Source organism: Mesorhizobium sp. Primo-A, assembly GCF_003997175.1.
Classification (GTDB): domain Bacteria; phylum Pseudomonadota; class Alphaproteobacteria; order Rhizobiales; family Rhizobiaceae; genus Mesorhizobium; species Mesorhizobium ciceri.
Genome location: NZ_RZTG01000018.1, coordinates 1 through 19,166 on the forward strand (window position 1 = coordinate 1; position 19,166 = coordinate 19,166).

General features: G+C 61.4%; 18 protein-coding genes. 5 read left to right on the plus strand and 13 right to left on the minus strand.

All coding sequences use genetic code 11. The annotated features are described in order from the left end of the window. From EOC83_RS27865 to EOC83_RS27915, 10 genes are all read right to left on the minus strand, one after another. Positions 1 to 858: biotin/lipoyl-containing protein (locus EOC83_RS27865; RefSeq protein WP_127224179.1), on the minus strand; the 858-nt coding region annotated here is incomplete at its 3' end. An 18-nt stretch (positions 859 to 876) separates the two neighbouring features. Continuing rightward, positions 877 to 2,280 carry a pyruvate dehydrogenase complex E1 component subunit beta gene (locus EOC83_RS27870; RefSeq protein WP_063168050.1) on the minus strand — a complete coding sequence of 468 codons (1,404 nt, stop codon included), beginning with the start codon at positions 2,278 to 2,280 and terminating at the stop codon, positions 877 to 879. Positions 2,281 to 2,295: 15 nt separating this feature from the next. Next, entirely contained in the window at positions 2,296 to 3,333 is a 1,038-nt protein-coding gene (gene pdhA, locus EOC83_RS27875) for a pyruvate dehydrogenase (acetyl-transferring) E1 component subunit alpha (RefSeq protein WP_063168051.1), read from the minus strand. Positions 3,334 to 3,527: 194 nt separating this feature from the next. Continuing rightward, complete coding sequence (locus EOC83_RS27880; protein ID WP_027038975.1) at positions 3,528 to 3,851, minus strand: septum formation initiator family protein; 324 nt, start codon at positions 3,849 to 3,851, stop codon at positions 3,528 to 3,530. Between the two features lie 276 nt (positions 3,852 to 4,127). Beyond that, positions 4,128 to 5,402 carry a phosphopyruvate hydratase gene (gene eno / locus EOC83_RS27885; RefSeq protein ID WP_013531479.1) on the minus strand — a complete coding sequence of 425 codons (1,275 nt, stop codon included), beginning with the start codon at positions 5,400 to 5,402 and terminating at the stop codon, positions 4,128 to 4,130. Positions 5,403 to 5,778: 376 nt separating this feature from the next. Then, positions 5,779 to 6,144, minus strand: a complete 366-nt coding sequence (locus EOC83_RS27895) for a PRC-barrel domain-containing protein (RefSeq protein ID WP_024505095.1) — start codon at positions 6,142 to 6,144, stop codon at positions 5,779 to 5,781. Between the two features lie 86 nt (positions 6,145 to 6,230). Continuing rightward, on the minus strand, positions 6,231 to 6,434 hold the full coding sequence (locus tag EOC83_RS27900; RefSeq protein WP_013531476.1) for a dodecin family protein: 204 nt from the start codon (positions 6,432 to 6,434) through the stop codon (positions 6,231 to 6,233). A 96-nt stretch (positions 6,435 to 6,530) separates the two neighbouring features. Beyond that, entirely contained in the window at positions 6,531 to 7,376 is an 846-nt protein-coding gene (gene kdsA / locus EOC83_RS27905) for a 3-deoxy-8-phosphooctulonate synthase (protein WP_063168052.1), read from the minus strand. Continuing rightward, a complete protein-coding gene (locus EOC83_RS27910; protein WP_063168053.1) occupies positions 7,373 to 8,260 on the minus strand; it encodes a VOC family protein in 888 nt (295 codons plus the stop codon). Before EOC83_RS27910 ends, kdsA begins: the two co-directional genes overlap by 4 nt. A gap of 118 nt (positions 8,261 to 8,378) precedes the next feature. Further along, positions 8,379 to 8,669 carry a Dabb family protein gene (locus tag EOC83_RS27915; protein WP_027163379.1) on the minus strand — a complete coding sequence of 97 codons (291 nt, stop codon included), beginning with the start codon at positions 8,667 to 8,669 and terminating at the stop codon, positions 8,379 to 8,381. Positions 8,670 to 9,241: 572 nt separating this feature from the next. Here EOC83_RS27915 and EOC83_RS27920 point away from each other — a divergent pair. Together EOC83_RS27920 and EOC83_RS27925 are read left to right on the plus strand one after the other, a co-directional pair. Next, positions 9,242 to 10,498, plus strand: a complete 1,257-nt coding sequence (locus tag EOC83_RS27920; RefSeq protein WP_063168054.1) for a cyclopropane-fatty-acyl-phospholipid synthase family protein — start codon at positions 9,242 to 9,244, stop codon at positions 10,496 to 10,498. A 137-nt stretch (positions 10,499 to 10,635) separates the two neighbouring features. Beyond that, positions 10,636 to 11,637 carry a glycerophosphodiester phosphodiesterase family protein gene (locus EOC83_RS27925; RefSeq protein ID WP_027163378.1) on the plus strand — a complete coding sequence of 334 codons (1,002 nt, stop codon included), beginning with the start codon at positions 10,636 to 10,638 and terminating at the stop codon, positions 11,635 to 11,637. Positions 11,638 to 11,667: 30 nt separating this feature from the next. Here EOC83_RS27925 and EOC83_RS27930 read toward each other — a convergent pair whose 3' ends face one another. Together EOC83_RS27930 and EOC83_RS27935 are read right to left on the minus strand one after the other, a co-directional pair. Further along, entirely contained in the window at positions 11,668 to 13,647 is a 1,980-nt protein-coding gene (locus EOC83_RS27930) for a bifunctional 2',3'-cyclic-nucleotide 2'-phosphodiesterase/3'-nucleotidase (RefSeq protein WP_063168055.1), read from the minus strand. A gap of 149 nt (positions 13,648 to 13,796) precedes the next feature. Then, positions 13,797 to 15,062, minus strand: a complete 1,266-nt coding sequence (locus tag EOC83_RS27935; RefSeq protein WP_063168056.1) for an NAD(P)/FAD-dependent oxidoreductase — start codon at positions 15,060 to 15,062, stop codon at positions 13,797 to 13,799. A 163-nt stretch (positions 15,063 to 15,225) separates the two neighbouring features. On the opposite strand from EOC83_RS27935, the gene EOC83_RS27940 reads away from it, so the two are divergent. Beyond that, positions 15,226 to 15,876, plus strand: coding sequence for a 5-formyltetrahydrofolate cyclo-ligase (locus tag EOC83_RS27940; RefSeq protein ID WP_082826460.1), 651 nt, complete (start codon positions 15,226 to 15,228; stop codon positions 15,874 to 15,876). Here the strand turns inward: EOC83_RS27940 and EOC83_RS27945 are convergent. Continuing rightward, on the minus strand, positions 15,873 to 16,346 hold the full coding sequence (locus tag EOC83_RS27945) for an Lrp/AsnC family transcriptional regulator (protein ID WP_013531467.1): 474 nt from the start codon (positions 16,344 to 16,346) through the stop codon (positions 15,873 to 15,875). The genes EOC83_RS27940 and EOC83_RS27945 overlap by 4 nt on opposite strands. Before the next feature lie 156 nt (positions 16,347 to 16,502). On the opposite strand from EOC83_RS27945, the gene ald reads away from it, so the two are divergent. Together ald and EOC83_RS27955 are read left to right on the plus strand one after the other, a co-directional pair. Further along, a complete protein-coding gene (gene ald, locus EOC83_RS27950; protein ID WP_013531466.1) occupies positions 16,503 to 17,618 on the plus strand; it encodes an alanine dehydrogenase in 1,116 nt (371 codons plus the stop codon). Between the two features lie 206 nt (positions 17,619 to 17,824). Continuing rightward, positions 17,825 to 19,132, plus strand: a complete 1,308-nt coding sequence (locus tag EOC83_RS27955) for an outer membrane beta-barrel protein (protein WP_063168057.1) — start codon at positions 17,825 to 17,827, stop codon at positions 19,130 to 19,132. Positions 19,133 to 19,166: the final 34 nt, after the last annotated feature.

Here is a 19,166-nt window from a genome sequence, read left to right on the forward strand (position 1 = left end):
CGGGGCTGCCGCATTGATCTGCGTGCGCAGCGCCAGCAGCGCATCGAGCTCGCAGTCGAGCGTCAGGTAGAAATGCGGAATGGTGGTCTTGGCCTCGACCAGGCGGCGCGCAATGGTCTTGCGCATATTGTCATGCGGGACGAGGTCGTAGGAGCCCTGTTCGAACAGTTTCAGCACCTGATCGTCCGACATCGCCTTTACCGGCGCGGCAGGAGCAGCAGCGGGCACGCCAGCCGGAGCCTTGGCGGCAGGCGCCGCCTGGGCGCCGCCACCGGCAATCGCCGCGTCGACATCCGCCTTCACCACCCGGCCATGCGGACCGGTGCCGGTCACGGCAGACACATCGACACCGGCTTCCTTGGCTATGCGACGTGCGAGCGGCGACGCGAAGGTGCGTCCTTCCGGCGACTGGCTGATCTCCCCCCTTGTGGGAGAGATGGCCGGCAGGCCAGAGGGGGGCGTCTCGCGCTGAGAGGACGGCGGGACAGCGCCCCCCTCTGTCGACTTCGTCGACATCTCCCCCACGGGTGGGGAGATTGGCGCCTTGTCCTGCTTGGCCTCGGCTTTCGCTGGAGCAGCATCGCCCCCGCTTTTCGCGGCAGCGCCTGCATCCTCACCTTCGGCAGCGAGCACGGCGATCAGAGCGTTGACCTTGACGCCTTCGGTGCCGGCGGGAACGACGAGCTTTGCGACCGTGCCCTCATCGACAGCCTCGACTTCCATCGTCGCCTTGTCGGTCTCGATCTCGGCAATGACATCGCCCGGCGAAACCTTGTCGCCTTCCTTGACGAGCCACTTGGACAGATTGCCCTCTTCCATCGTGGGCGACAGGGCCGGCATGGTGATGTTGATTGGCATTTTGTCCTCCCGCCCGGTTCAGCGATATGTGACGGCTTTGACCGCCTCGATGACTTCGCCGACGTTCGGCAAAGCCAGTTTCTCGAGGTTGGCGGCATAGGGCATCGGCACATCCTTGCCGGCGATGGTGATGACCGGCGCGTCGAGGAAATCGAAGGCGCGCTGCGACACCTGGTTGGCGATATGGTCGCCGACCGAGTTCTGCGGATATCCCTCTTCGACAACGATCAGCCGGTTGGTCTTCTTGACCGAGGCGATGATGGTGTCGAGATCGAGCGGCCGGATCGTGCGCAAGTCGATGATCTCGGCATCGATGCCCAAGCCGCGCAGCTCGGCTTCCGCCTTGACCGCATAGGTCATGCCGATGCCGAAAGAGACGATGGTGACGTCCTTGCCGGTCTTGTGGATGCGCGCCTTGCCGATCGGCAGCACGAAATCATCCAGCTTCGGCACGTCGAAGGACTGGCCATAGAGGATCTCATTCTCGAGGAAGATGATCGGATTGGGATCGCGGATCGCCGCCTTCAACAAGCCCTTGGCGTCGGCGGCGGTGTAGGGCATCACCACTTTCAGGCCCGGAATGTGGCTATACCAGGCGGCGTAGCACTGCGAGTGCTGCGCGGCGACGCGTGCGGCAGCGCCGTTCGGTCCACGGAAAACGATCGGCGCACCCATCTGGCCGCCCGACATGTAGAGCGTCTTGGCGGCGGAGTTGATGATCTGGTCGATCGCCTGCATGGCGAAGTTGAAGGTCATGAACTCGACGATCGGCTTCAGGCCGGCCATCGCCGCGCCGACGCCGACGCCGGCAAAGCCATGCTCGGTGATCGGCGTGTCGACGACGCGCCGCGGCCCGAATTCCTGCAGCAGCCCTTGCGTGATCTTGTAGGCGCCCTGGTATTCGGCGACCTCCTCGCCCATGACGAAGACATCGCCGTCGCGGCGCATTTCCTCGGCCATCGCATCGCGCAGCGCTTCGCGTACCGTGGTCGAGACCATCTCTGTGCCGGCCGGAATGTCCGGATCGGCGGCGATTTCCGTCTTCGGTGCAGCAGCCACCGGCGCGGCAGCCGGTTTTGCGGCCTCCGCCTTGTCCTCCGCCGCGGCTGGAGCCTCTGCCTTTGCCGGTGATTCCGCCTTGGCGGGAGCCGAGGACTTGCCGATATCGCCGGCACTTTCGCCGTCCTGCAGCAAAACGGCAATCGGTGTGTTGACCTTGACGCCTTCGGTGCCGGCGGCGATCAGGATCTTGCCAAGCGTGCCTTCGTCGACGGCCTCGACTTCCATCGTCGCCTTGTCGGTTTCGATCTCGGCGATGACGTCGCCGGCGACGACCTTGTCGCCCTCATTCTTCAACCACTTGGAAAGATTGCCCTCTTCCATGGTCGGCGAGAGAGAGGGCATGAGAATTTCGATCGGCATGTCCTTGCCCTCCCGTTACAATACGATATCGGTCCAGAGCTCGGACGGATCCGGCTCTGCATCGTTCTGGGCAAATTCGGCGGCGTCAGCGACGATGTCGCGGACCTCCTTGTCGATGGCCTTAAGCTCGTCCTCGGTTGCCCACTTCTTCTCGATCAGCCGCGCCTTGACCTGTTCGATCGGGTCATGGTCGGAGCGCATCTTCTGCACTTCTTCCTTTGAGCGGTATTTCGCCGGATCGGACATCGAGTGACCGCGATAGCGATAGGTCTGCATTTCGAGAATGATCGGCCCGTTGCCGGCGCGGCACCATTCGGTCGCCTGGTCGCCGGCGGCCTTGACAGCGCGCACGTCCATGCCGTCGACCTGGATGCCGGGAATCTTGAACGAAGCGCCACGGTGCGAAAAATTGGTTTCCGCCGAAGAGCGCGACACCGAGGTGCCCATGGCATACCGGTTGTTCTCGATGATGTAGATCACCGGCAGCTTCCACAGCGAGGCCATGTTGAAGCTTTCATAGACCTGGCCCTGGTTGGCCGCACCGTCGCCGAAATAGGTCAGCGAGACATTGTTGTTGTCGCGGTAGCGGTTGGCGAAGGCCAAGCCCGTGCCGAGCGACACCTGCGCGCCGACGATGCCGTGGCCGCCATAAAAGTGCTTTTCCTTGGAGAACATGTGCATGGAGCCACCCTTGCCCCGTGACAGGCCGCCGCGACGCCCGGTCAGCTCGGCCATGACGCCGCGCGGCGACAGCTCCATCGCCAGCATGTGGCCGTGGTCGCGATAGGCGGTGATCATCTGATCGCCGTCGATCAGCGCCATCTTCATGCCGGTGACGACCGCTTCCTGGCCGATATAGAGGTGGCAGAAGCCGCCGATGAAACCCATGCCGTAGAGCTGGCCGGCCTTTTCCTCGAAACGACGGATGAGCAGCATGTGCCGGTAAGCGGCAAGCTCTTCGTCCTTGGTGAATTCGACAGGTTTGGGGGTCGAAAGCCCCGATTTGCCGTCGGATTTGGATTTGGCAGGCGCTTTTCTGGCGGCGGTGGCCATGCATCACTCCCTGTTGGCGTCTCTTCGTGGACATTAGAGCAGGATGAAATCTGCTCTGGGGAGATCAGCTCCTCCCCACCGATTTTAGGGAGGCTAACACGCGTCAAAGCGTTGCGCCATGCCGAATTTGCATAGCTGGCATGCGCCTAAGCGATTAAAATCATTGAAAATATTGGTGATTAACTTGAAATCAGTTATTTCGCCGAGGTCGGCAACATAATGGTGATTTCGTCAGCTTGGGACAGATTGAGCGCCTTGCGCGCCTGCTCATCGAGCATGTCCTTCTCGAGCGTGCCTTCATGCATCAGCCGAACGCGGCGCTCGAGCTCCATGCGGCGCGCCTTGATCGCATCGAGCTGGCCTTGCAGCGCAACCGTCTGGGCTTCCAGCTGATATTTCGAGTAGATACCGAATTCGCCGTGATAGGCATGAAAGCCGAAATAGGCCAGGAACGCCACGCAAAGCGAGGGAATGATCAGCCGGCCGGTGTTTCTCTGCTTGTGCTGACGCGTCCACATCGCCCGATTCCTCTAGAGCATGATGCCGAAAAGTGTGAAGCGGTTTTCGGACGACATCATGCTCTATCTCTTTGATTTAGAGTCGGATTCAGATTTCAGGTCGAACAGACCTGAGATCATCCGGCTCTAGCCCGCGAACTCAGGCGGCTCACGATCTTTCTCGCCCGATTGTGCTTAACGGACGGTTACGGGTGACCTGTTTGGCGGCGCCGAAACGAAAAAGGGCGGGAATGCTCCCGCCCTTTTGTCCGGTATCGATGAGCCGGTGTTTCCGGATCAGCCCTTGACCACCGACTTGCCGGCGTAGCTTGCCTGCTTGCCGAGCTCTTCCTCGATGCGGATCAGCTGATTGTACTTGGCCATGCGGTCCGAGCGCGACAGCGAGCCGGTCTTGATCTGTCCGCAATTGGTGGCGACGGCGAGATCGGCAATGGTCGAATCCTCGGTTTCGCCCGAGCGGTGCGACATCACGGCGGTGTAGCCGGCCTTGTGCGCGGTCTCGACGGCGTCGAGCGTTTCCGTAAGCGAGCCGATCTGGTTGACCTTAACCAGGATCGAGTTGGCAACCCCCATGCGGATGCCGTCGCGCAGCCGCGCCGTGTTGGTGACGAACAAATCGTCGCCAACCAGCTGCGTCTTCTTGCCGATCAGGTCGGTCAGGTACTTCCAGCCTTCCCAATCGTCCTCGGCAAGACCGTCCTCGATCGAGATGATCGGATAGTCGGCGGCAAGCTTGGCCAGGTATTTGGCCTGGGCCTTGGGATCGCGCGTCTTTTTCTCGCCTTCATAGACGTAGTTGCCGTCCTTGAAGAACTCGGTCGCGGCGCAATCGAGGCCGAGCGCGATCTCGTCGCCCGGCTTGAAGCCGGCCTGCTCGATCGATTCCATGATGAAATCGAGCGCCACCGGAGCGCTTTTCAGGTTCGGGGCAAAGCCGCCCTCGTCGCCGACATTGGTGTTGTGGCCGGCATCCTTCAGTTTCTTGCGCAGCGTATGGAAGATTTCCGAACCCCAGCGGACACCTTCGCGCAGCGTCGGCGCGCCGATCGGCAGGATCATGAATTCCTGGAAATCGATCGGGTTGTCGGCATGCGCGCCGCCATTGATGATGTTCATCATCGGTACCGGCAGGAGATGCGCCTTGGTGCCTCCGACATAACGGTAGAGCGGCAGGCCGGCGGCATCAGCGGCCGCCTTGGCCACCGCCAGCGAAACGCCGAGAATGGCGTTGGCGCCAAGCCGGCTCTTGTTGGGCGTGCCGTCGAGCTCGATCATGGTCTGGTCGATATGAATCTGGTTTTCGGCTTCCATGCCGCCGATGGCCTCGAACAGCTCGCCGTTCACCGCCTCGACGGCTTTGAGCACGCCTTTGCCGAGATAGCGGGCGCCGCCGTCGCGCAGTTCGACGGCCTCGTGGGCACCGGTCGAAGCACCCGACGGCACCGCCGCGCGGCCCATCGAGCCGTCTTCGAGAATGACATCGACCTCGACGGTCGGATTTCCACGGCTGTCCAGGATTTCACGCCCGACAATGTCGACGATGGCGGTCATTTGCGATGTCCTCGATTGATCTGAAGAATGCCGCACGTCTTAGCCAAAGTGCTGCAAAAGGCAATCGGCCCGCTGGCAATTGTTGCCGCGGCAACAGCGTCCGAACGATTCACGAAGCGCAAATCGCTGTCATCATAAGTCATGTACGGTCGGCTGACTTCCGGTTAAGGTGCAGCGCGCGGGGCGAAACAGGAGGAGTTTCGCCATGTCTCAGTTGAGCGGTATCGTGAGTCTGTTTCTGATCGCGGCGGCATTCCTGACGTCATGCGACAATCAGCAGTCGCCGCCGAAGGCGATGGCCCCCTTACACGTCAGCGAATAAGCCGGAATCCAAAGCGGCCCCGTCTCTCTCGACGGGGCCGCTTTGTCGTTGTTGTTAATGCCAGTAAGGCGTGACCTTGTAATAATTGTAGGATTCGTCGCGCGCCGCCTCGCCATCGGCACCGGTCAGTTCGTTGATCGAATAGGCCGGTGCCGCCATGAGTTGTTCCTTGGAAAACGGCACGACATAACCGCCCTTGTCCTCATCATAGTCGAGGCTTGCCCAGGGAATGGCGTGATATTTCTCGCCGATGCCAAGGAAGCCGCCAAAACCGATGACCGCGAACATGATCCCGTTCGTCATCTTGTCGAGCATCACATCCTCTATGCTGCCGATGCTTGTGCCTTCGGTGTTGTAGACCGATGTGCCGATGACCCGCGAAGCGGCAATGGCTTGGGTGTGGCCAGTCTGGGTTGCCATGATTGTGCTCCTCATTGTGGTTTCGAACCATAATTGGACAATGAGGGGCGCGGGCGAAGGTTCCCGACTTTTTCGGCGTCGACCGATCACTCCGCGAGGATGAAGGTAACCTTCATGTTGACGCGATAAGCAACGATCTTGCCGTCCTGGACGACGATCTTCTGGTCCTGGATCCAGGCGCCCTCGACGTTCTTCAGCGTTTTGGATGCGCGCGCAATTCCCTGTTCGATGGCGTCCTGAAAGCTCTTCTTCGACGACGATGTGATTTCGGTGACGCGGGCGACAGACATGGCTTCCTCCTGCCAAAACGCTCATTTGCCGGTAGAGCGTACAGGCGGCTTGCGCCGTCCACAAGCATCGGCGGTCGACAGAGGATATTGTCCGGCCTAGAGACCCTTGGCGATGCGGTCGAATGCCATCAGCCGCTCGAGTAGAGCGGGCATGTCCTTCAACGGCAGCATGTTGGGGCCGTCGGAAGAGGTCGAGTTGCCAGGATCCTGATGGGTCTCGATGAAGACGCCGGCAACGCCGACAGCGACGGCCGCGCGCGCCAGCGTCTCGACAAAACGACGTTCACCGCCCGAGGAACCGCCCTGCCCGCCCGGCTGCTGCACCGAATGGGTCGCATCGAAGATCACCGGCGCGCCGATCTCTGCCATGACAGGCAAAGCGCGCATGTCGGAGACCAGCGTGTTGTAGCCGAAAGAAGCACCGCGCTCGGTGGTCAGCACATTGGCATTGCCGGATCCGGTGATCTTGGCGACGACGTTCTTCATGTCCCAGGGGGCAAGGAACTGTCCCTTCTTCACGTTGATGACCTTGCCGGTTTTCGCCGCGGCGACCAGCATGTCGGTCTGGCGCGACAGGAAAGCCGGAATCTGCAGGACATCGACATGCGGCGCCACGATGGCGCACTGCTCCTCGGTGTGGACATCGGTCAGCACCGGGAGCGAAAATTCCTTGCGCAGTTCGTCGAAGACGGGAAGTGCCGCGTCCATGCCGGCGCCGCGCGTCGCCGACAGCGAGGTGCGGTTGGCCTTGTCGTAGCTGGTCTTGTAGACGAGGCCTATTCCGAGCCTGCCGGTCAGTTCCTTCAGCGCGCCGGCCATGTCGAAAGCGTGCTGACGCGACTCGAACTGGCACGGGCCGGCGATCAGCGACAGAGCCGCCTTGTTGTCGAAGACGACATTGCCGACAATTACCGCTGAATTGGGCGCGACGGGCTTGTTCATTTGGTCTCCCGGAAGATGAAAGCCGCGCCCTGTCCGGGTGCAGGCTGCACGACAATATCATTGCCCGCTATATCGTGTTGGATGGAATTGGCCGCAAGCAGCCTCGATGTCACATTGGCGTTCCGAACCGAAAAGACCACCGCTGCGAAGCGTAGATCTGTCGGCGCGCCGGCCGGCAGGCCAAAGCGCGCGGTGAAAGCCGCGCGGTCAAGCACGCTCAAATCTGCATTCGGCAGGGAAAACATGCCGCCCTGCCTTTCGGCGGCCGGATTATCCACCGAGATAGAAATCAACTCATGCTGCTTTCCAGGCGCATCGCTGACCGCCAAGATCTCGACAATTCCGGTCGCGCCGTTGGCGTGGGCCTGCAAAGCCGCGCGGTCGACATCAGGCGCGTTGACCCGCTCGCAGGCAAACAGGAAGGCGTCCGTGGCTTTGGCTCCGGCCGCGAAAGCGAGCTTGAACGATGCGATGTCGCTCTTGCCGGCCGGGTCGGTGAAAGCGCGCGAAAAACCCAGCATGTCTCCCGCCGAGATGCCGGCATCGACATAGCGTGCATGGTCGGCATCGGCATTGCCCGTACCTAGAACAATGGCGGAAAACCCCTCGTCGCCGTTGCTGTCGCGATAGGCGCGATCACGCGTGACGAAGACATTGCCGTCCGCGATAGCCTTTGCCGCCACCTGCTCGTCGCCGACCGCCAGCGGTTCGAGATACGTGCCGTCGGCCAGGAAAACACAGCAGTTTTCCGTTCCGAAGGGATGGATGCCGGTCGGGGCCACGACGAAGCCAAGCGCGGCGAGCCGGGCTCGCGCCACCTCAAGGCTCTGCGTTGGCAGCACCAGGTGATCGAGCGGATGAGTGCCAGTGATGGTTCGGGTCATGCAGCCGCGATGTGCATCATTCCGCAAATCGGTTCAAGACTTGATCGCAATCCCGGCCATTTCGCCCCCGCCAGTTCACCGGACGTCGAAAAAGGCACCAGTTGGGACAAAGCCTCGATCAGCTTCCGGCAATGACATCGGCGGAATAGCGCAGTTCGCGCATCGGTTTGACCTTGCTGGTGGTCTGCGCATAGAGCGGGTGCGCCTTGTAGGCGGCCAGCGCGGCGTCATCGGCGAACTCCGCATAGACGACCACGTCGACCTCGTCCGACAGCGGATCCACCTTGGTGTTGAGCGTGACCTCGAACAGGCTGGAATGAGGAATGTTGCCGAGCGCCAGCAAGCCGGTGCGCACAGCCTCGACATCCTCTTTTCGCCGCGCGCTGAAGAAAACGATATGCCGGATCAACCCCGCCTCCTCGATCAAAATGCTGGGGTCTTTTGTGACGGCAGGACGTTGGCGTCAATCGACTAGGATGTCGCGGCTGCCGCCACTGGAGTTAAGCTCTGCCGGTAACATATCGCACAACATGGCTAAGCTCTCTCACTGTTGTGTCGAGATAGCGGCCCTGATTGTACATGCCATCCCAGATCAGGAAAAACGCGATGGCGGCAATGACGATTACATAACGCATGGCTAGATCTATCGCACGAGCAATTCTGCGACCATAGGCGTTTTTTGCGCGCTCGGCCTTTGCTGTGCAAAAAAGCGGATTCTCGCTGGCGCAAGCATTCCGCGTGGCACAGCCCCGCTTGCGGCCTGCCTCTTGAAGTTTCGCCGCATGACGTGGAAGATCGCCGCAGGGATTCACTGGGAAGCGCTAAAGCTCTGGTAAAAGAGCGCGTGTTTCATTCGAGCCCGCCCGTCACTGAGCCGGTCAGCGCCCGGGACCGGCAACGGCGTTCGAAGCTGGCGAATGATCCAAGAGAACCGTGGCTCGGCAATCTGCCCCGACACCGCGGAAATCCAGGGGGCACGAGATGGCACAAAAGGAACTTTTTGGCGCAGCATTGAGCGACGCGGTCAGGCTCGATGAGTTCAATTTCGCCGAGATCGTCAAAGGTCTGCCGGCGAAAGCGCGCATGGTGCTGTCGGCGGCGATGAACCTGCCGCGCGGTTCGCTCAAGGTGAGGCTGCCGGACGGCCGCGCCGTCCTCGTCGGCGGCAAGGGACCTGGCCCAGATGCCGAACTGGTGCTGAAGAATTGGCGCTTGCCCGGCCGCGCCTTTTCCGGCGGCACGATCGGCGTAGCCGAATCCTACATGGACGGCGATTGGGAAAGCCCTGATGTGACCAGCTTCCTGGAGCTGTTCGTGGTCAATTCGGTCATTGGCGAGCGTATCGCGGGCGGCACCAGTTGGCTGATCAACACCGTCCAGCGCATCCGCCACTGGTTCAACCAGAACACCCGCACCGGTTCGAAGCGCAATATCTCGGCGCATTACGACCTCGGCAACGCCTTTTACAAGCAATGGCTCGATCCGAGCATGACCTATTCCTCGGCGCTCTACACGACCGGCGCCAACGACCTGGAAAGCGCCCAGGCCGCCAAATATCGCGCGCTGGCGAAAGACACAGGGATCGGCCCGAAGGACCATGTGCTGGAAATCGGCTGCGGCTGGGGCGGCTTCGCCGAATTCGCCGCGCGCGAGATCGGCTGCCGCGTCACCGGGTTGACGATCAGCCGCGAGCAGCACGATTTTGCAACGGCTCGCATCGCCAAGGCTGGCCTTGCCGAAAAGGTCGACATCAAGCTGCAGGACTATCGCGACGAAACCGGCACCTATGACCGCATCGCCTCGATCGAGATGTTCGAGGCGGTCGGCGAGAAATACTGGCCGGTGTTTTTCGGCAAGATGAAGGCTTGCCTGAGACCCGGCGGCACCGCCGGCCTGCAGATCATCACCATCAACGAAGCCGCCTACGACACGTATCGCGCAAGGCCGGATTTCATCCAGCGCTATGTTTTCCCGGGTGGCATGCTGCCGACACCGTCGATCCTGAAGACACTGGGCAAGGATCATGGCCTTGCCCATCTGCGCGAGCGCGTGTTTCCGGATGACTATGCGCGCACGCTTGCCGAATGGCGCCACCGGTTCTGGGCGTCATGGGAGAAGATCGTCCCGCTCGGCTTCGACGACCGCTTCAAGAAGCTCTGGGAGTTCTACCTGCACTATTGCGAGGCCGGATTCCGCGCCAGCTACATCGACGTGCGCCAGGTGGTCTACAAGGCGTAAGTCGACACGTTCTTCGATTTCATTGCCGCCGACCAGGCGATATCGAGGATGATCTCGATGTCGCCGCCCGGTCGCCGTCAAAAAGTCCGATCGCAAAGCAGGATGCCGCGCAGGACGGACGAATCGGAAATCACTTGATGCGCAAACGGACGATCTTCTTCGGCATCATCGTTGTCGCCGCGGCGGGCATCTGGCTCAACAACACCTCGCTGTTGTCGAGCCGCCCCGCCGGCAAGCCGGAAGTGCTTGCCCATCGCGGCCTTGCCCAGGACTACGCACGGGAAGGCATGACGGGTGAGACGTGCACGGCCAGTCGCATGTTGCCGCCGCGCCATGCCTACCTCGAAAACACGATCCCCTCGATGGAAGCAGCCTTCGCGCTGGACGCTGACGCGCTCGAACTAGATGTTCACCCGACGACAGACGGCAATTTCGCCGTCTTCCACGACTGGACGCTGGATTGCCGCACGGAAGGCAAGGGAGAAACACGCAACCATTCCATGGCCGAGTTGAAGACCCTCGATGTCGGCTATGGCTATACGGCGGATGGCGGCAAGACCTTTCCGTTTCGCGGCAAGGGTATCGGCATGATGCCGTCGCTGGATGAGGTTCTGGCGCACTTCCCGGCCCGCCGCTTCAACATCAACGTCAAGAGCAACGATCCAGGCGAAGGCGAAAAGCTGGCCGCACGGCTTGCCATGCTATCGCCGAACGAGCGCTTCTATCTCTCGGTCTATGGCGGCGACAAGCCGATTGCCGCAGTCAAGGCAGCACTGCCGGACATGCATACGCTGAGCCGCGCGTCGCTGACGCAATGCATTCTGCGCTATGCCGCGCTTGGCTGGAGCGGCTATGTTCCAGATGCCTGCCGAAAAGGTACCTTGCTCATTCCCGTCAACATCGCGAAATGGATGTGGGGTTGGCCGAACCGGTTTCTCGATCGCATGCAAGGCGTCGACAGCCGCGTCTATCTGCTCGGCCCGTACACCGGCGGCGACTTTTCGCAAGGGCTGGACGATCCCGAACTGATCAAGCAGCTGCCGAACGGTTATTCCGGCGGCATTTCCACCGATGCGCTGGATCTCGTCATGCCTGACATCAAGGAACGTTTCACCCAGCCGGCTCAATCCACGCCATAAGGCCGGGACTCGAGCCGACCCGAACCACCTTCAAAGCAGGATGCGGTATTTCGCGAAACCTGCCTCGCCCTCGCCTGCCGGCTCGATCTTCAGCGATTTCAGCTGCGCAATGAAATCCTTCGCCTTGGCGCCGGTTTCGAACACGGCGCTGGTTCCAGGCAGCGGCGCGAACGACCAGTTGTCGTCCGCGGACGGGTTGATTGTACCCTCGCTGACGATGTAGCGGACGATGACGTCGCGATTGGTGTCCGGCGCTTCATAGATGATCTTCGAGGCATTGATGTCGGGGAAATTGCCGCCGCCACCGGCCCGGTAGTTGTTGGTCGCGACGACGAATTTCTGTTTGGGGTCAATTGGTTTTCCATCGAAACTCAGGTCGACGATGCGATTGGCGCCAGCGTTAGCCAGCCCGCCCTTGGCATCGTATTTCGGCGGCTGCGACAGGTCTATTTTATAGGTGACGCCGTCGATGACGTCGAAATTGTAGGACGGAAAATCGGTGTTGATGAGGGCCTGGTCGGCCTTCCCTGGCTCGATCCGGTTGAAGATCCCGGCCGACATTTCCAGCCATTCCTTGACCTGCCCACCGGTGATTTCGACCGCACGCACGGTGTTGGGATAGAGATAGAGGTCGGCGACGTTCTTGATGGCGATATCGCCGGCGGGCACGTCGGTATAGTAGTCGGCGCCGTTGCGTCCGCCGGCCTTGAACGGAGCGGCCGCCGACAGCAGCGGCACATCCTTCCATTGCGTATTCTTCAGAATATCCCTGAGGTACCAGGTCTGCGCCTGGCTGACGACCTGCACCGACGGATCGTCGGCGACCAGCGCGAAATAGGAATAGAGCGGCGCGGAGGTCTTGCCGACGGGGCGGCGCACATAGGCCAGTGTTGCCTGGTGGTCCTGCTCAAGGGCCGCGATGATGCGCTTGTCGTCCGGGACAGTCGGTTTATTCTTGTTGTCGACGCGTTCGAAGATCGGCCGCGCCTCGGAAGTGGCGGAAACGACCTTCCATTTCGACCCGTCACGCTCCAGCATCAGGTCGATCAGCCCCATATGCGAGCCCCAGAAACCGCCCATGACGGCGGGTTTGCCCTGCAGCGTGCCCTTTTGCGTGTCGACACCATCGAGCGACTGGAAATCCTTCTTGCCGGGGAACACCAGATGCTGGTGCCCGGTGAACACCGCGTCGATGCCGGCGACGCCGGCGACGAAGAACGAGGCGTTCTCCATCATGTCGCCGTGCTTCACGTCGATGCCGGAATGCGACAGCGCAATGACGATGTCGGCGCCCGCCTCCTTCATCTGCGGCACCCAGGCCTTGGCCGCCTCGACGATGTCGCGCGTCTTGACGTTGCCTTCGAGGTTCTTGAGATCCCAGACCATGATCTGCGGCGGCACGAAGCCGATGATGCCGATCCTGATCGGCTGCTCGGCGCCCGAACCGTCCTTGATCTTCTTGTCGAGGATGACATAGGGCTTGAGATAGAGCTTGTCGTCGCGCGGGTTCGCGGCAAGCTCCGTGCCGCGGATCAGATTGGCGCAGACGAAGGGAAAATTGGCGCCGGCCAGCACCTTGTCCAGGAACGACAGGCCATAGTTGAACTCGTGGTTGCCCAGCGTCGAGCACTCGTAGCCGAGCAGGTTCATACCCTTCATGATCGGATGCAGGTCGCCGTCCTTCAGGCCCTTCTCATAGGCGATGTAGTCGCCCATCGGATTGCCCTGCAGCAGGTCGCCATTGTCGATCAGCATCGAATTCACCGCTTCCTTGCGCACGGCGTCGATCAGGGAGGCCGTGCGCGACAAGCCCAGCGTGTCGTTCGCTTTGTCGGCGTAATAATCGTAAGGCAGCACGTTCACATGGATGTCGGTGGTCTCCATGATCCGGAGATGCGCCTGGTTGGCCTGTGCGCGAGCGGAGAAGGGATGAAGCACGATCAGCGCCCCTGTAGCTGCGGTGCCAGCGAGGAAATCGCGGCGGGAGACGGGATGGAGCAGTTGCGACATGTTTTCTCCTTATCGACAACGTGACACGCCCTGCCCCGAAGCGAACTTCGCGCCGAAATCGGCTCAAGTCCATTCAAGAAGTTGCGTGCATCGGAAGGTCAGTCGACCAGCAACAGATGACGTGCGGATGAACGGTGCCGGTGAAGAAATCAGCCCTTGTCGTCGTCGCCCTGGGTGATCAGCCGCGCGCTGCGTTGCCCCGTCGCGTAGATCCATAGCCAGCTCAGCGAAACAGCAAGCCGGTTGCGAAAGCCGATCAGGAAATAGATGTGAGCCACTCCCCACAGCCACCAGGCGAGCCAGCCGGTGAGCTTGATCCAGCCGAAATCGATGGCGGCGGCGCGTTTGCCGATCGTCGCCAGATCGCCGGCATGCCTGTAGTGGAAAGGACGCGCGGTCGTGTCGCCGCCGAGCCTGGCCTTGATGGTAGCCGCAACATGTCGGCCCTCCTGCTTGGCGGAAGGCGCCACGCCGGGAACCGGCCGCCCGTCTGGCCGCAGCACATGAGCGGCGTCGCCGATGACGAAGATCTCCGGGCTGCCACGCACACTTAGATCGGGCTCGACCAGCACCCTGCCCGCGCGGTCCGCCTTCGCTCCCAGCCATTCAGCGGCTGGCGAAGCGGCAACGCCGGCTGCCCACAGGATCGTTCGGGCGGCCAGTTGCTTATCGCCAAACACGACACCTTCGGCGTCGCAGCGCGTGACGGCCCGCCCGAGCTCGACCGTCACGCCGAGCCGCTCGAGCGCTTTGTTGGCGTAGTCGGAAAGTTTCGGTGCGAAATTGGCCAGAATGCGGTCGCCGGCCTCGATCAGCACCACGCGCGTCTGCCGCGTGTCGATGTTGCGGAACTCGCCGCGCAGCGTGTCATGCGCCAGCTCGACGATGGTGCCGGCAAGCTCGACGCCGGTCGGCCCGCCACCGACGATCGCAATGGTCAGCAGCGCCTGGCGCTTGGCGGGATCAGCCTCCCGCTCGGCCTGTTCGAAGGCCAGGAGAATTCGCCGCCGAATGGTGGTGGCGTCCTCCAGCGTCTTCAGGCCAGGCGCGAACGGCTCCCATTCGTCATGGCCGAAATAGGCGTGGCGGGCACCGGTGGCGAGCAGCAGCGTGTCGTAGGCGACCGCGCTGCCGTCATCGAGCAGCACGCGCTTGCCGGCGCGGTCGACACCGGTGACATTGGCGAGCAGCGTCGTCACATCCTTGCGCTTGCGCAGGAGGTGGCGGATCGGCCAGGCAACCTCGGAGGTGGCCAGCGCCGTCGTCGCCACCTGGTAGAGCAGCGGCTGGAAGAGGTGATGGTTGCGCTTGTCTATCATGGTGATGCGCACGGGAGCGCCGGCAAGCGCACGGGTGAACTCGAGGCCGCCGAACCCCGCGCCGACAACGACGACATGATGCCTGGCTTCGTTCATTTCGTTCACCTTGTTAGCAAGATTGCCTGTCCTGCATGTAGGTATTTTTGTGCAATGCAACAACAGATGGCCAGTGCCCGAGACTCGTCGTTGCATGTCGTGAATGCACATGTTGTATCGTATCGCGAGGTATAGCGTCATCGAACACGCGATGAGGTGAGGCATGGCCAACGATCGTGACGACGATGCTCCGGCGCAGTATTCTTCGCCGCCCTGTTTCATGCACGAACTCGATACGGAATTCCGTGCGCCTTCGAGCGACTGGACCGATGTGAGACGCTGGCGCAAGGCTGAGCGCGAACGCCTGATCGCCGCGCGTCTTGCTGTTTCGGCCGACGCGCGAACGGTAATGTCGCAACACATCGCCGATGGCCTCGACGCGGTAATCGGCGAGATCGCCGGCCGCATGGTCAGTCTCTACTGGCCGTTTCGCGGCGAGCCGGATTTGCGGCCTTGGATGACGTCCATAAACGAACGCGGCGGCCGCACCGCCCTGCCCATCGTCATCGAGAAGGGGCAGCCGCTGATCTTCCGCGCCTACAAAGCAGGCGACCGGCTGGAGAAAGGTGTCTGGAATATCCCGATCCCGGCCGAGGGCGATCCGGTGCTGCCGGACATCGTCATCTCGCCGATCGTCGGCATCGATCCCCTGAACTACCGCCTGGGTTATGGCGGCGGTTTCTTCGACCGTACGCTGGCAGCGATGCCGTTCAAGCCACTGGTCATCGGCGTCGGCTACGAGCTGCAGCGCATCGCGACCATCTACCCGCAGCCGCACGACATTCCGATGGATCGGGTGGTAACGGAGGCCTAGGCCATTTCCGGCTTCATGCCCATGGCGGTCCTGTCGACGATTTCGCGTAGCGCAAAGGACGAATTGATCTTGGTCACATGCGGCATCGCCGACAGCCATTCCTTGTGGATGCGCTCATAGTCGACGAGATCCTTCGCCGCGATCCGCAGGATGTAGTCGTATTCGCCCGACATCAGGTGACAGGACAGCACGTTCGGGCAGCGCTTGATCGCCGCCTCGAAATCCGACAGCGTCTTCTCGAACTGCCCCGACAGCGATATGTGCACGATCGCCGTCATCTGGTGGCCAAGTGCCGCATTGGAAAGCCGGGCGTGGTAGCCGCGAATGGTTCCGGATTTCTCCAGATTGTCGAGCCGGCGCGAACAGGCCGACTGCGACAGGCCGACCTTCTCGGCCAGCGCCGCATTGGGTATCCTGCCATCCTTCTGCAAAGCCTCGAGAATGGCGATATCGATCCTGTCGAGCGGCATTATTCGTGAATCCTGCGAATATCTTGCTGTTTCGCGCAACAATTATCGAAACCGGCCGGTGGGCGCAAGCGCATTCGCAAACACCTGCGCAACGATTCGTGGTTCACTCCAGCCATACAGGGAACGAGCCCAAAAGGGCCGGATCAGGAGAAGAAAATGCGCGTCGGCTGCCCCAAGGAAATCAAGAACCACGAATACCGCGTCGGCCTCACCCCCGGCTCGGTCCGCGAATATGTCGCCCATGGCCACGAAGTGCTGGTCGAGACCGGGGCCGGTGCCGGCATCGGCGCCGATGACAACGCCTATCGCGCCGCCGGCGCCACGATTGCCAAGACGGCCGCCGAGGTGTTCGCCAAGTCGGACATGATCGTCAAGGTCAAGGAGCCGCAGCCCAGCGAATGGGCGCAGCTTCGCGAAGGCCAGATCCTGTATACCTACCTCCACCTTGCTCCGGATCCGGAGCAGACCAAGGGCCTGCTTGCGTCCGGCGTGACGGCAATCGCCTACGAGACCGTGACCGACGACCGTGGCGGCCTGCCGCTGCTGGCGCCGATGTCGGAAGTTGCCGGACGCCTGTCGATCCAGGCCGGCGCCACGGCGCTGCAGAAGGCCAATGGCGGCCGCGGCGTGCTGCTGGGCGGCGTGCCCGGCGTGCTGCCCGGCAAGGTCACCGTGCTCGGCGGTGGCGTCGTCGGCCTGCACGCGGCCAGGATGGCGGCCGGCCTTGGCGCCGACGTCACCATCATCGACCGCTCGATCCCGAGATTGCGCCAGCTCGACGATCTCTTCGCCGGCCGCGTCCACACCCGTTACTCGACTGTCGAGGCGCTGGAAGAAGAGTGTTTTTCAGCCGACATCGTCGTCGGCGCGGTGCTGATCCCGGGTGCCGCGGCGCCAAAACTGGTTTCGCGCGAAATGCTGTCGGGCATGAAGAAAGGCTCGGTGCTGGTCGATGTCGCCATCGACCAGGGCGGCTGCTTCGAGACCTCGCACGCCACCACCCATGCCGACCCGACCTATGAGGTCGACGGCGTCATCCACTATTGCGTCGCCAACATGCCGGGTGCCGTGCCCGTCACGTCGGCCCACGCGCTCAACAACGCGACGCTTCACTACGGCCTGCAGCTCGCCGACAAGGGCCTGAAGGCGCTGGTCGACGATCATCACCTGCGCAACGGCCTCAATGTCCACAAGGGCAAGATCACCAACCGCGCAGTCGCCGAGGCGCTCGGCTACGAACTGGTCGAGCCGAAAGCGGTACTCGCCGCCTGATTTTCGCGAAAAACAGCTCCTTTCAATCCAGCCCGCCGGTTCCATGCCGGCGGGTTTTTTCTTGCGAGCCTGTTTTTCAGGCAAAGCATGGCGCCGAAAGATGTGACGCAACGGCACTTTGCTCATCATTGTTGCATATTTGTCATTCCCGTGCCGGCCGGTTCCCTGCTAGAGACATTCTGGGTTTACTCATGGGGTACGGGCATATGTTCATTCGCACATCCGCGAAATCTTTTCTTCTTGGTGCTGTTTCTGCTGTGGCTTTGATATCTGCTGCTCACGCAGCAGACGTCGTGCAGCCGGTAGAAGAAGCTGCCGGCTTTAACTGGAGCGGTCTATACGTTGGTTTTGGCGTCGGCGCCGGTGCCAACGTACACAAGCTCAGCAGCGATTTTATTCCAGTCTCGCTGAACGGCATTGGTGGCGAAGGCGTCTACGGTGAGCTGACGGTTGGCTATGACTATATGGTCGCGCCGCGGTTCCTCATCGGTGGTCTGCTGGACGCTCACGTCGGCAACATCGGGACCACGCTGGACATTACGGGATTCGACGCTTCGATCAAGGAAACCTACGGTTTCGACGCTGGCCTGCGTCTCGGCTATCTCTTGACGCCAAACACTCTGGGATACGTGCTGGGTGGCTATTCCTGGCAGAAGTACAAGCTCGATACGAACGCTGGCTTCGACTTTGATTGGGATCAGAGCGGGTATTTTGTCGGAGGTGGCATCGAAACGGCCATCAACAGCAATTGGACGATCAAGACTGAGTATCGCTATACGGGCTTCGGGACCAAGGACGATCTTCTTTCCGAGGCTGGCATCGTCGGGGTTCCGGACGGTCTCCTCAATCTTGACACCTCGCGCCATACTTTCCAGATCGCAGCCAATTACCGTTTCGGTGCCCAGAACGGCGGCGGTGCTGCCTTCGAGACGCCAGCCTACAACTGGACCGGCTTCTATATCGGCGGCGCTGGTGGTGCCGGTGCGTCCGTGCACCAGATCAACGTTCCGCCGCTCGGCGACCTGGAATTCAATGGTCTCGGTGGCGAAGGTGCCTTTGGTGAACTGAACGTCGGCTACGATCATGACTTCGGCAGCTGGGTCGCAGGCGTCATGGTCGATGCACGCTACTCCGGCATGACTTCCAAGCTGGATCTCGGCGGCGGATCGATCAACGTCGATACCGACTATGGGTTCGATGTGTTGGGCCGCGTTGGCATGAAGATGAACGAATCGACCCTTGCCTATGCGCTTGCCGGCTACAGCTGGCAGCATTTCGATCTGAACGCTTCCGACCCGATCGGCGACATCCTCGACTGGGGCTCCAGCGGCTTCTCGGTCGGTGGCGGACTGGAAACGGCTCTGTCCAGCAATGTCACCGTTGGCCTCGAATATCGCTATTCGCAGTTCGCCAAGAAGGACTTTTCTTCGGAATTCGGCGCACCTGACGACACCCTTACCTCGACTTCCTCTTTCCACACCGTGCGCCTCGGCGCGAAGTACAAGTTCAACTAAAAGGCCCTCCAGCCAAACAGTTGCAGCCCGTCGG

Bases quoted from the DNA above. Each gene is read 5' to 3' on its own strand.
- EOC83_RS27870 (WP_063168050.1), bottom strand. From the start codon at position 2,280: ATGCCGATCGAAATTCTCATGCCCTCTCTCTCGCCGACCATGGAAGAG.
- pdhA (WP_063168051.1), bottom strand. From the start codon at position 3,333: ATGGCCACCGCCGCCAGAAAAGCGCCTGCCAAATCCAAATCCGACGGC.
- EOC83_RS27880 (WP_027038975.1), bottom strand. From the start codon at position 3,851: ATGTGGACGCGTCAGCACAAGCAGAGAAACACCGGCCGGCTGATCATT.
- eno (WP_013531479.1), bottom strand. From the start codon at position 5,402: ATGACCGCCATCGTCGACATTGTCGGGCGTGAAATCCTGGACAGCCGT.
- EOC83_RS27895 (WP_024505095.1), bottom strand. From the start codon at position 6,144: ATGGCAACCCAGACTGGCCACACCCAAGCCATTGCCGCTTCGCGGGTC.
- EOC83_RS27900 (WP_013531476.1), bottom strand. From the start codon at position 6,434: ATGTCTGTCGCCCGCGTCACCGAAATCACATCGTCGTCGAAGAAGAGC.
- kdsA (WP_063168052.1), bottom strand. From the start codon at position 7,376: ATGAACAAGCCCGTCGCGCCCAATTCAGCGGTAATTGTCGGCAATGTC.
- EOC83_RS27910 (WP_063168053.1), bottom strand. From the start codon at position 8,260: ATGACCCGAACCATCACTGGCACTCATCCGCTCGATCACCTGGTGCTG.
- EOC83_RS27920 (WP_063168054.1), top strand. From the start codon at position 9,242: ATGGCACAAAAGGAACTTTTTGGCGCAGCATTGAGCGACGCGGTCAGG.
- EOC83_RS27925 (WP_027163378.1), top strand. From the start codon at position 10,636: ATGCGCAAACGGACGATCTTCTTCGGCATCATCGTTGTCGCCGCGGCG.
- EOC83_RS27930 (WP_063168055.1), bottom strand. From the start codon at position 13,647: ATGTCGCAACTGCTCCATCCCGTCTCCCGCCGCGATTTCCTCGCTGGC.
- EOC83_RS27935 (WP_063168056.1), bottom strand. From the start codon at position 15,062: ATGAACGAAGCCAGGCATCATGTCGTCGTTGTCGGCGCGGGGTTCGGC.
- EOC83_RS27940 (WP_082826460.1), top strand. From the start codon at position 15,226: ATGGCCAACGATCGTGACGACGATGCTCCGGCGCAGTATTCTTCGCCG.
- EOC83_RS27945 (WP_013531467.1), bottom strand. From the start codon at position 16,346: ATGCCGCTCGACAGGATCGATATCGCCATTCTCGAGGCTTTGCAGAAG.
- ald (WP_013531466.1), top strand. From the start codon at position 16,503: ATGCGCGTCGGCTGCCCCAAGGAAATCAAGAACCACGAATACCGCGTC.
- EOC83_RS27955 (WP_063168057.1), top strand. From the start codon at position 17,825: ATGTTCATTCGCACATCCGCGAAATCTTTTCTTCTTGGTGCTGTTTCT.